This is a genomic window from Aeromonas sp. Marseille-Q7275 (assembly GCF_965119515.1).
The window spans coordinates 60,714-71,211 of the sequence record NZ_CBCPLW010000024.1 but is presented as its reverse complement, the minus strand read 5'-3'; the positions used below and the strand labels follow the sequence as shown (position 1 = coordinate 71,211).

Genomic DNA, 10,498 nt, shown 5'->3' with positions numbered 1-10,498 from the left:
TTCAGCACGCGAGTCGGCAAGCCCAGTCAACAGACTGGGCTTTTTCGTACCTGCAATCTGACGGTGATGAGTGGCGAGTTGGGCGAGCAGGGGCATAAAGGGGCTTGATCGAGGCTGTTAGCGTGGGTTGGTGATTGGCCTAATATGCGTAAAAGAGATAAGCAAAGCGCTTTTTCTTTCTTCCTGATATATGTGGAAGGCGGCATTCTGTACTCAACCCAACGATATGGAGTATCACCATGAAATTGCGAATGACCGCCCTGACCCTGCTCTCTCTGCTGGCACTCGGCCAGGCCAATGCGGCCGAGGTGCGCCTGCTCAACGTCTCTTATGATCCGACCCGCGAGCTGTTCCAGGAATACAACAGCGCCTTTGCCAAGGAGTGGAAGGCCAGGACGGGGGATGATGTGGTGGTGAGCCAGTCACACGGTGGCTCCGGCAAGCAGGCCCGTGCCGTGGTGGACGGCCTGGAGGCGGACGTGGTGTCCCTGGCGCTGGCCTATGATGTCGATGCCGTGGCCAAGGCGGGTCTTACCGCCAGCGATTGGGAGGGGCGCCTTGCCAACAATGCGTCTCCCTATACCTCCACCATCGTCTTCCTGGTGCGCAAGGGCAACCCCAAGCAGATCAAGGACTGGGGCGATCTGGTTCGCAAAGATGTCGCCATCGTGACCCCCAACCCCAAGACCTCCGGCGGTGCGCGCTGGAATTACCTGGCTGCCTGGGGCTATGCCCTGAAGAAGAGCGGCACTGAAGAGGGAGCCAAACAGTTTGTCGGCGATCTGTTCAAGAACGTGAAGGTGCTGGATTCCGGCGCCCGGGGCGCCACCACCAGCTTCATCGAGCGGGGCCTCGGCGACGTCTTGCTGGCCTGGGAGAACGAAGCCCTGCTGGTGCTCAATCAGCCGGGAACCAGCGACAAGTTCGAGCTCGTGGTGCCCTCGGTCTCCATCCTGGCCGAACCCCCCGTTGCCGTGGTGGACAAGGTAGCCAAGAAGCACGGCACCGAAGCGGTCGCCAAGGGCTATCTTGACTACCTCTATTCCGACGAGGGGCAGCGGATCATCGCCAAGTACCATTATCGCCCGAGCAACCCGGCGATCCTCAAGGAGACATCGGCCCAGTTCCCGCAGCTGGCGCTCTTTACCGTCAAGGATCTGGAAGGGGATTGGGACAAGGCACAGAAGAAGCACTTCGCCCAAGGCGGGCTGTTCGACCAGATTTACCAACCGGGCCGCTAACGGTGACGGGTCCCTGTGACAACAGATAGGAGCACCATGATGAACAAGATCCTTCTGGTTCCCGGTCTGCATAACAGTGGGCCGGATCACTGGCAGAGTCGCTGGCACCAGCAATTTCCCCAGTGGCAGCGGATGCTGGGTCTGCCCTGGGACAAGCCCGACCTCACGGTCTGGAGCGCCAAGCTGGCGAGCAAGCTCAGAAGCCGCCGCAGCCGGGTCCACCTGGTGGCCCACTCCTTCGGCGCTTTGACGGCGATTGCCGCCGCCCGGCTGCAACCGGACAAGGTCTCCTCCATCCTGATAGTGGCACCTGCGGATCCGGCCCGCTTCGGCATCCCGGACGAGGCGCTGGCGGGCTCCATCAAGGTGTCCGCCCAGCTTGTCGCCAGCCGCAACGACCCCTGGATGAGCTTCGAACGTGCCGAGTATTGGAGTCGCCAGTGGCAGGTGCCGCTGTTCGATGCCGGCGAGGTGGGCCACATCAATGCCCAGTCCGGTCATGGGGAGTGGAGTCAGGGGCTCAACCTGCTGAACACCCTTCATCACAGGGCCGAGATGGTGGTGGATCCCGCCTCGACCGAATGGGGCAGGCGGGCTGCCCTCAGCTTCCGCTGACCCTCTGCCCATATGACAAGGAGAGTTCCCGCAAGATATCAGACAGGCTCGCCACCCTGATCCCATAGTGACTGTCTCCACAGTTCAGGTTTCACCGCTCCGTTTGTTAGGTCTTTTATTTATATAAAAGACCTTTTTTTCTATTTATCGCTCTAAAGGCCCTGGTTTGCCGTTGTTAGATAAAAAGGTGCTTAGCAAAGGCGTTATTGGTGTTTGTTGTCACTGGCAGTCGTGAGCAGAATCAGCGTATCGAAAGTTTTTATAACAAACGGATGTGTTATGCGATTAAGTTCTTATTCCGTCCTCCCTGGTCTGGGGCCGACCCTGGGCTTCAGTCTGCTCTACCTGAGCATACTGGTGCTGTTGCCCCTCTCGGCGCTGGTGTTGTTCGCGGTCAACAACCTGACGGCCACCGAGTTCTGGCAGGTGATAGGCTCCCCCCGGGTGCTCGCCTCCTTTCGCCTCAGCTTCGGGGCCGCCTTTGTCGCCGCCCTGCTCAACAGCCTGTTTGGGCTGATCCTGGCCTGGGTGCTGGTGCGTTACAGCTTCCCCGGTCGCCGCCTGGTGGATGCGCTCATCGACCTGCCGTTCGCCATGCCGACCGCGGTTTCCGGCATTGCCCTGTGCGCCATCTTCGCGCCCAACGGCTGGATAGGTCAGTGGGTTGCCCCCTTTGGCATCGAGCTCGCCTACAACCCCATAGGGGTGGTGATCGCCCTCACCTTCATCGGGTTGCCGTTTGTGGTGCGCACCCTGCAGCCCGTGCTGCGGGAGGCGGAGACCGAACAGGAGGAGGCCGCCGCCAGCCTTGGCGCCAATCGCTGGCAGACCTTCGCGCGAGTGTTGTGGCCTACCCTGATCCCGGCGCTGCTCACCGGCTTCGCCCTGGCGTTTGCCCGCGGGGTAGGGGAGTACGGCTCCGTCATCTTTATCGCCGGAAATTTGCCGATGGTGTCGGAAATCGCGCCGCTGATGATCATGAGCCACCTGGAGGAGTATGACTATGCCGGTGCCTCGGCCATCGCCTCCGTCATGCTGCTGATCTCGTTTGTTTTGCTGTTGATCATCAACAAGTTGCAGGCCTGGAGCTGGGCACGCATCGGAGGAAGCCGGATATGAACGCATCCAACGCAAGCCTGGATCTGGCCCTCGATGGGGCGCCTGCCACTCAGGTACGCCAGCCTGCCGTGACCCGTGAGCCCGCCTGGGTGAAGTGGCTGCTGATCAGCGTCGGGCTGGGCTGGTTCGCCGCCCTGCTGTTGCTGCCGCTGGCCACCGTCTTTATCCAGGCCCTGAGCCCGGGCCTCGCCTTCTTCTGGCATGCCATCAGCGAGCCGGATGCCCTGAGCGCCCTCGGCCTGACCGCCCTGGTGACCCTCTGCTCCGTGCCCCTCAATCTGCTGTTCGGGCTGGCGGCCGCCTGGGCCATAGCCCGCTTCCGCTTCCCGGGCCGGCAACTGCTCATCACCCTCATCGATCTGCCGTTCTCGGTCTCCCCGGTGATAGCGGGCCTGATGTTCGTGCTGATGTTCGGCAGCCGCGGCTGGTTCGGCGACTGGCTGAGCGAGCACGACATCAAGATCATCTTCGCCACCCCGGGGATCATATTGGCGACCACCTTCATTACCGTGCCCTTCGTGGTGCGCGAGCTGCTGCCCCAGATGGAGGCCCGTGGGCCGGAAGAGGAGGAAGCCGCCATCATGCTGGGGGCGAGCGGCCTGCAGATGTTCTGGCGGGTCACCCTGCCCGGCATCCGCTGGAGCCTGATGTATGGTCTGCTGCTCTGTACCGCCCGGGCGGTGGGGGAGTTCGGCGCCGTCTCCGTGGTCTCCGGCCACATTCGCGGCCAGACCAATACCCTGCCGCTGCACATCGAGATCCTCTACAACGAGTACCAGACCGGTGCCGCCTTCGCGGTGGCGAGCCTGCTGGCCCTGTTCGGGATCTTCACCCTGCTGGGGGAGACCCTGCTGGCCCGGCTGCGCACTCAGCCCACCCAGTCCCATTGATATGGCCTGGTCTGCCTGCTGGCAGGCCAGCCCGGATAACCATGAATCCGGTTTAACGGTTTAGAGAGGCAGCCATGAGCATTCAGGTACAAGGACTCAACAAGCACTTCAATCAGTACGCGGCCCTGGCCGACATCAACCTCGATTTTCACGACGGCGAGCTGGTCGCCCTGCTCGGCCCCTCCGGTTGCGGCAAGACCACGCTGCTGCGGATCATCGCCGGGCTGGAGCAGGCCGACTCTGGCAACGTCATCATCCGCGGCGAGGATGCCTCGGATCTCCACGTGCGCGAGCGCAACGTCGGCTTCGTGTTCCAGCACTATGCCCTGTTCAGGCACATGACGGTGTTCGAGAACGTGGCGTTTGGCTTGCGGGTCAAGCCGCGTTCCGATCGGCCGAATGAAGCCAGCATCCGCGCCCGGGTCAAGGAGCTGCTGGATCTGGTGCAGCTCAGCCACGTGGCCGAGCGCTATCCGACCCAGCTCTCCGGTGGCCAGCGCCAGCGGGTCGCCTTGGCGCGCGCCCTGGCGGTGCAGCCCAAGGTGCTACTGCTGGACGAACCGTTCGGCGCCCTCGACGCTCAGGTGCGCAAGGAGCTGCGCCGCTGGCTGCGGGAGCTGCACGACGAGCTGCACGTCACCAGCCTGTTCGTGACCCACGATCAGGAGGAGGCGCTGGAGGTGGCGGATAGGGTGGTGCTGATGAACGCAGGCCGGGTCGAGCAGATCGGCACCCCGGCCGAGGTCTATGACCAGCCCGCCACCGCCTTCGTGCACAGCTTCCTCGGCAGCGTGAACCTGTTCCGCGGCCGGGTGGCCGGGCAGGGGCTTGGCATAGGTGAGCAGCAGCTGGGCGGCCCCATCAGCTCCCAGCTGGCACAGGGCAGTGCGGCCATCGCCTATGTGCGCCCCCACGAGCTGGAGATATTGCCGGCGGATGCACCGGGTGGCATCAGCGCCACCATCACCCGTCTGCTGCCCATGGGGCCGCGGATCCGGGTGGAGTTGCGCGGGGATGGCGAGACCAGGGGGGCTCACTACGAGGCCGAGCTGAGCAAGGAGGCCGCCCGTGCCTTCGCCCCCGGCCAGGGGGTGCGTCTGGTGGCCCGACATGCGCAGCTCTATCCCGACTACCAGATTTGAGGGCGAGCGCCCAAGACGAGACTCTTTTCAGGCTTGCAGCCGGACTCTGATCCGGCCATCCAATAACAAGAGGACGGTGGCAGCATCCACCGCCACTCAGCGCAGGAGGCGATGAGGTGAATTTTCAGCAATTACGCATTATCCGGGAAGCGGCGCGGCGGGATTACAACCTGACCGAGGTGGCCAATGCCCTCTTTACCTCCCAGTCCGGGGTCAGCCGCCATATCCGCGAGCTGGAGGAGGAGCTGGGGCTCGCGCTCTTCATCCGTTACGGCAAGCGGCTGCTCGGCATGACGGAGCCGGGCAAGGAGCTGCTGGTGATCGCCGAGCGCATCCTGGGGGACGCCGACAATATCCGCAAACTGGCCAGCACCTTCGCCAACCGGGATTCGGGGCGGCTGCTGGTAGCGACCACTCACACCCAGGCGCGCTATGCCCTGCCCCGTGTGGTGAAGGCGTTTCGCGAGCAGTTCCCCCTGGTGCAACTGGAGCTGCGCCAGGGCAGCCCGGAGGAGATAGTGCGGCTGGTGCAGACCGGCGAGGTGGACATCGGCATCAGCAGCGAGCAGCTCGACAAGAGCGAAGGGGTGGTCGCGTTTCCCTACTACCGCTGGCACCACAACATAGTGGTGCCGGAGCAGCACCCCCTCACCGCCGAGCGGGAGCTCACCCTGGCGGCCCTGGCCCACTGGCCCATAGTGACCTATCAGGCGGGCCTGACGGGGCGGGTGCGGGTGGATGAGGCCTTCGCCGAGGCGGGGATATATCCGCAGATCCTGCTGACCGCCCAGGACTCCGACGTCATCAAGACCTATGTCGAGCTGGAGATGGGGGTGGGCATACTGGCGGACATGGCGTTCGATCCCCAGCGGGACAAGGGGCTGGTGCAGCTCGACGGCAGCCGGCTGTTTGCGCCCCACACCGCCTGGATCGGCCTCAAGCAGGGGCAGTTCCAGCACAACTTCACCTGGCAGTTCATCCAGCTCTGCAACCCCGAGCTGGCGCTGGCGGAGATCCAGGCCAGGGCCATGAGCAACGAGCCCCTGCTCGACTACCAGATCTGAATGGGGCGCATGGTCTGAAAAAGCAGGGAGCCCTTGGCTCCCTGCTTGCTTATTCGACGCTTCAGCCAGAGAGCCTCGCTCATTGGTTAGCGCTCGCTCTGGGGACCCAGCATGCGATACAGGGTGCGATCCCCCTTGATCCTGTGATGGTAGAGGGCGGCGGCCACGTGCAGCAGGACCAGCGCAGCCAGCGCCAGGCAGCCGAGGCGATGGACGCCAAAGAAGAAGGCGTTGATCTCCGGTGAGCCGATCGGGTTGGCGACCGGGTAGAGCCAGAACAGGGAGTAGCCCTGCTCCAGCATCAGGAAGCCGCTCAGCAGCACCACAAACATCAGGCCGTAGAGCAGGGCGTGCGCCAGCCTGGCGGCGGGATGGTGAGGCTGGGTCTGATCTTCGGGCAGGGGCGCGCGCCAGTGCCGCCAGCCCCAGCGCAGCAGGAAGAGCGGGGTGATCAGGGTCGCCATCGACATGTTCAACACCGACAGAAACTGAAACAGCCTGGGGTGGCTGTCGATCACCAGGTGCATCAGGTAGCCCGCCAGGGTGGCGTAGAGGATGACGGCGGCCATCAGCCAGTGCAGCAGGCGGCTCAGGGGGTCATAGTAGTCTTTCGTCATGGGATTTTTCCGACTGGGGCCTAGGGTGCAGAGAGGCACCGTGAGCCCGGATGACAGGCACAAAAAAGAGGCCGCTCGGGCCTCTTCTGCTTGCGGGGGATCAGTTCACCAGGGTCCAGGCATCCTGCCAGTTGGTGCCCACGCCGGGCTCATACTGGGTCGCCGTGCTGGTCCAGATGGTGCACCAGCCGCTGTAGGGGTAGGGTTTGCACTGGTAGATCTTGCCATCTTTCGGCTGCAGCACCTTGGTGCCTGCTGCATAGGATTTGAGTCCCTCCGGGAAGCTGTACTGGTAGTCACCGCCGCTGGCGGGATCCTTGAACATCAGGTCCAGGGTCTGCTGCAGGGGGGCACCGCCCGCCTTCGGCTTGCCCTCGATCACCAGCTGGTGGTGGCCGGCGCTCAGACCGCCGACCGCCATGGTGAAGCTCTGGCTGCTGTCCTTGATGTCGGCGCCGGTCTGGCCCTTGGCGGCGCCGCCATGGTCATACAGGGTGTTGGTGACCGCGAGATCCCCCTCGGCCGTGACGGTGAAGTTGAGGGTGACCTTGCCGTTGTCGAGCAGGTATTCGCTCTCCAGTCCGCTTACGCTGATGCTGTTGCCCACCGGGGGTTGCTGCTGCTCGAGCTGGACCTCGACCCGCTGCAGGTTGCTGCCCGCCTTCAGGTAGACGGGGTTCTGGCCGTAGACCGGGTTGAACTGGCCATCGGTGCCCTGCTGGCCTGCGCGGATCTGGCTCTGCTCGGCGTTGATCCTGGCGGCCAGATCGTGGGCCCAGTTGTTCTTCTGACCCTGCTCGGCGGAGCCTATGGTCAGCACTGTCTGCAGATCGGTGCGCTCGCCGTTGGCGTCGAATACCCGGGTCTTGGCCTTGTCGCCGACCACCAGATCGGTGGAGGGGTAGATGGTCCCGCCCTGGCTCCAGGTCAGCGGCGGCTGGGTGCCGCCATCGAACTGGGCGTCGATGAGGTTGTAGAAGCTGTTGGCTGTATCGCCCACCTCCCAGACCCCGAGGATGACCTGGTAGCCGGTGCGCGCCGGCAGGGTGCACTGATGGGTGACCTGCTTGGGCGGTTGCACCATGCCCCCGTCGATGACGCAGAACGGATTGAGATCGAAGGAGTCCCTGGTCAGGGGCTGGTTCGGGTTCCACTCCTGCTTGGTGAGGTAGTAGCGCCAGTTGCGGGTCACGTGGTTGGCGGTGAAGGTCCAGCCGATGGCGAAGGGCCCGGCCTGCACCTGGCGCTTGGTCCAGCGATCGCTGGTCTGGACATCGAGTTCACCGAATTGCGGATGCCCGGCCGAGGCGATCTGGCCGTCGGCGGGGCCGCCATCGGGGAAGCCGGACGGCGCCTCCAGGCTCTGGGGCTCCCATTGAATGGCGCCACACTGGCTGTTGCCGCCGGTCTTGCACAGATAGTTGCGCCCTTCCGGCTGGCTGATGTAACCGTGGGCGAGCACGCCGCCGCTGGCCAGCAGCGCCAGCGCCGCGGCCACATGATTGAGTTGAATTTTTGCTGCCATACATTCCTCTGTTCGGTGATGTGGGCAGTCAAGTTGGCAGGGGAATTCCCCGTGACACACCTGGGTGTGGCAACCCCGCTATCCTGGACGACATGTCTTTAGACCGGAGGCTTTGCGTCCTGGCCTTTCAACCAGTTTGCCAAATGACTACATAAAGGGTCAGGGTGCCGCCCTTGAGGACGGCGCCACCATGATGGCTTCTTTTGATTAAATTATTAAGTGTAAATCTTTACAGCTTGACCTCATCGGAGTAGAGCAAACACTTAACACTCTGTTTTTAAAATTATATTTAATTCATCAAGTTGGGTTTTGCTTCGCCAGCTCTGTCAAAAGATGCAAAATCGCGACATTTTTCATCAATGAAAAAATCCCCTGCCGGCGAGGCCGGCAGGGGATGGGACTGTGTCAGACGGTCAGTGGTGCGGGTACTGGTCTGTGCGGCGGGTGGACGAGGGGCGCAGGGCCTGACCGGGCGCCAGATCCCGGGGGAGGCCATTGCCGAGCCTGAACACCGCCAGCCGCTCGTCCAGGCTGCGCGACAGTCCGGCCAGCAGCTCGCTCTCCTGGGCCAGCTGGGAGGCGGCCTGGGACATCTCGAGCGCCGAGTCGTTGATGCCGTTGACGTTGCGGTTCATGTCTTCCGCCACCATGCTCTGCTGCTCCGCCGCCGTGGCGATCTGGGTCGCCATGTCGCTCACGTGCTGGATGTGGTTGACGATGAGGGAGAGATCCTGCCCCGCCTTCTCGGACTGGCCGACGCTGCTCTCCGCCAGCTTGCGGCTGGCATCCATGGCGCTGGCGGCGGTCACCGCCCGCTGCTGCAACTGGGTGATGGTGCTCTGGATCTCCTCGGTGGAGTGGCGGGTGCGGCTGGCCAGCTGGCGCACCTCGTCGGCCACCACGGCGAAGCCGCGACCCTGCTCGCCGGCCCGGGCCGCCTCTATGGCGGCGTTGAGGGCCAGCAGATTGGTCTGATCCGAGATGGCGCTGATGACGGCGGTCACCTCCCCTATCTGCATCACCCCCTCCTTGAGTCGATTGACCTGATGGGTAGCCTGCTCCACCTCGGTGGCGAGCGCCTGGATGCCGTGCACGCTGGCGTGGACGTCTTCGTTGCCGAGCCCGGCCTCGCTGGTGGCGTCCCGGGTGTCGCGGGCCGTATTCTCGGCGTGGCCCGCCACATCCGAGATGGTGGCGCTCATCTCGTTCATGGCGGTGGCGAGCTGGGCCAGCTGATCCCGCTGGCTGTTGACCGCCTGGTTGGTCTGCTCGGCGGAGGCGGCGATGCGCAGGGCGGCATCCGCCACGTTGCGGGCTCCCTGGCTGGCTTCCAGCAGGGCGCGGCGAATGGCGTCCAGCCCCTGATTGGTGCTGGTGGCGACGGCCCCCAGCTCATCCTTGCCATGCACCGGGATGCTCACCACCAGATCCCCGGCCGCCACCTGGGCCATGGCCCCCTTGATCTCGGCGAGCGGCCTGACGATGGATCGGCTGATGGCCACTCCAAGCCACCCCATCAGCAGGATCACCAGCAGGGTGGCCCCTCCCATCAGCTCATACTGGGACCAGATGGTGGCCTCAATGTCCTGCAGCAGCACGCCCGATCCCAGGATCCAGCCCCAGGGCTGGTAGCCGGCCACCAGGGACATCTTCTGGGCCGCCTCACCGGAGGGGGAGAGCCACTGGTACTCCAGGCGGCCCTGATGGCCGCCCTTGCCGAGATCCACCATGCGCTGCCAGTGGGATTCGGCGGGCGTTCCGCCCATCTGCTGGCCGACCAGCTCGGGCTTGGCAGGGTGCACCACCACGTGGCGATCCTCGTCCAGCACGAACAGATAGTTGTCCCCATCGAAGCGCATGCTGTCGAGCATGGCCTTGGCTTGTGCCTGGGCCTCTGGGGCGGGCAGGGTGGCGGCCAGGGTCTGGATCCGGCTCATGGCGAGATCCAGCACCGCCTGCAATCTGGCTTCCCGCTCACTCATCAGGTTGCGATGCAGGGCACTGGCGGAGATGAGCAGCAGTGCGATGAAGCCGACCAGCGCCACCGAGAGCAGCAGCATCAGTTTGCGACTCACGGCGATATCACCGAGCTTGAACATAGTCTTTTCCTTCTTTCCCGTGCGGATCTGGTGAGGGCCAGTCAGCTGGCTGGCCTTGATTGTTTTGCGTTTAACATTTATTTAACTTTCAAGAGGTTGTGATGGTTGATTGCCAATTGAGTGTGTTGGCAACCAGTATAGCCAGCAGACAGAAACCCTCGCTTTTGGTAGCGTGGTCTGGCGCAT

9 protein-coding genes and 1 riboswitch are annotated in these 10,498 nt (G+C 63.6%); of the genes, 6 read left to right on the top strand and 3 right to left on the bottom strand.

Translation table 11 applies throughout. The features are described from left to right. Window positions 1-239 precede the first annotated feature (239 nt). The 6 genes from ACWPWQ_RS18705 (at window position 240) to cbl (ending at window position 6,071) form a co-directional block, all read left to right on the top strand. A complete protein-coding gene (locus ACWPWQ_RS18705) occupies window positions 240-1,241 on the top strand; it encodes a sulfate ABC transporter substrate-binding protein (RefSeq protein WP_454010497.1) in 1,002 nt (333 codons plus the stop codon). Window positions 1,242-1,280: 39 nt separating this feature from the next. Beyond that, window positions 1,281-1,856 carry an RBBP9/YdeN family alpha/beta hydrolase gene (locus tag ACWPWQ_RS18700; RefSeq protein WP_265437017.1) on the top strand — a complete coding sequence of 192 codons (576 nt, stop codon included), beginning with the start codon at window positions 1,281-1,283 and terminating at the stop codon, window positions 1,854-1,856. A 279-nt stretch (window positions 1,857-2,135) separates the two neighbouring features. After that, the gene (cysT, locus tag ACWPWQ_RS18695; RefSeq protein ID WP_005332419.1) at window positions 2,136-2,975 is read left to right on the top strand and encodes a sulfate ABC transporter permease subunit CysT; all 840 of its coding nucleotides are present in this window, start codon (window positions 2,136-2,138) and stop codon (window positions 2,973-2,975) included. Next, window positions 2,972-3,865 carry a sulfate ABC transporter permease subunit CysW gene (cysW, locus tag ACWPWQ_RS18690; protein ID WP_454010496.1) on the top strand — a complete coding sequence of 298 codons (894 nt, stop codon included), beginning with the start codon at window positions 2,972-2,974 and terminating at the stop codon, window positions 3,863-3,865. Before cysT ends, cysW begins: the two co-directional genes overlap by 4 nt. A gap of 74 nt (window positions 3,866-3,939) precedes the next feature. Continuing rightward, window positions 3,940-5,007, top strand: coding sequence for a sulfate/molybdate ABC transporter ATP-binding protein (locus ACWPWQ_RS18685; RefSeq protein WP_202047812.1), 1,068 nt, complete (start codon window positions 3,940-3,942; stop codon window positions 5,005-5,007). Window positions 5,008-5,123: 116 nt separating this feature from the next. Beyond that, window positions 5,124-6,071, top strand: coding sequence for an HTH-type transcriptional regulator Cbl (cbl, locus tag ACWPWQ_RS18680; RefSeq protein ID WP_454010495.1), 948 nt, complete (start codon window positions 5,124-5,126; stop codon window positions 6,069-6,071). 86 nt (window positions 6,072-6,157) lie between these two features. Here the strand turns inward: cbl and ACWPWQ_RS18675 are convergent, their stop codons facing one another. The 3 genes from ACWPWQ_RS18675 to ACWPWQ_RS18665 all read right to left on the bottom strand — a co-directional run bounded on the left by ACWPWQ_RS18675 (window position 6,158) and on the right by ACWPWQ_RS18665 (window position 10,312). Next, on the bottom strand, window positions 6,158-6,688 hold the full coding sequence (locus ACWPWQ_RS18675) for a cytochrome b (protein ID WP_454010494.1): 531 nt from the start codon (window positions 6,686-6,688) through the stop codon (window positions 6,158-6,160). Window positions 6,689-6,788: 100 nt separating this feature from the next. Beyond that, window positions 6,789-8,213, bottom strand: a complete 1,425-nt coding sequence (gbpA, locus tag ACWPWQ_RS18670) for an N-acetylglucosamine-binding protein GbpA (protein WP_342058983.1) — start codon at window positions 8,211-8,213, stop codon at window positions 6,789-6,791. A 65-nt stretch (window positions 8,214-8,278) separates the two neighbouring features. Then, window positions 8,279-8,364, bottom strand: a riboswitch (cyclic di-GMP riboswitch). A gap of 262 nt (window positions 8,365-8,626) precedes the next feature. Further along, window positions 8,627-10,312, bottom strand: coding sequence for a methyl-accepting chemotaxis protein (locus ACWPWQ_RS18665; RefSeq protein ID WP_283942481.1), 1,686 nt, complete (start codon window positions 10,310-10,312; stop codon window positions 8,627-8,629). Window positions 10,313-10,498 lie beyond the last annotated feature (186 nt).

Excerpts from the sequence above, each read along its gene's own strand:
- ACWPWQ_RS18665 (WP_283942481.1), bottom strand. The coding sequence starts at position 10,312 with ATGTTCAAGCTCGGTGATATCGCCGTGAGTCGCAAACTGATGCTGCTG.
- gbpA (WP_342058983.1), bottom strand. The coding sequence starts at position 8,213 with ATGGCAGCAAAAATTCAACTCAATCATGTGGCCGCGGCGCTGGCGCTG.
- ACWPWQ_RS18675 (WP_454010494.1), bottom strand. The coding sequence starts at position 6,688 with ATGACGAAAGACTACTATGACCCCCTGAGCCGCCTGCTGCACTGGCTG.
- cysW (WP_454010496.1), top strand. The coding sequence starts at position 2,972 with ATGAACGCATCCAACGCAAGCCTGGATCTGGCCCTCGATGGGGCGCCT.
- ACWPWQ_RS18700 (WP_265437017.1), top strand. The coding sequence starts at position 1,281 with ATGAACAAGATCCTTCTGGTTCCCGGTCTGCATAACAGTGGGCCGGAT.
- ACWPWQ_RS18705 (WP_454010497.1), top strand. The coding sequence starts at position 240 with ATGAAATTGCGAATGACCGCCCTGACCCTGCTCTCTCTGCTGGCACTC.
- ACWPWQ_RS18685 (WP_202047812.1), top strand. The coding sequence starts at position 3,940 with ATGAGCATTCAGGTACAAGGACTCAACAAGCACTTCAATCAGTACGCG.
- cysT (WP_005332419.1), top strand. The coding sequence starts at position 2,136 with ATGCGATTAAGTTCTTATTCCGTCCTCCCTGGTCTGGGGCCGACCCTG.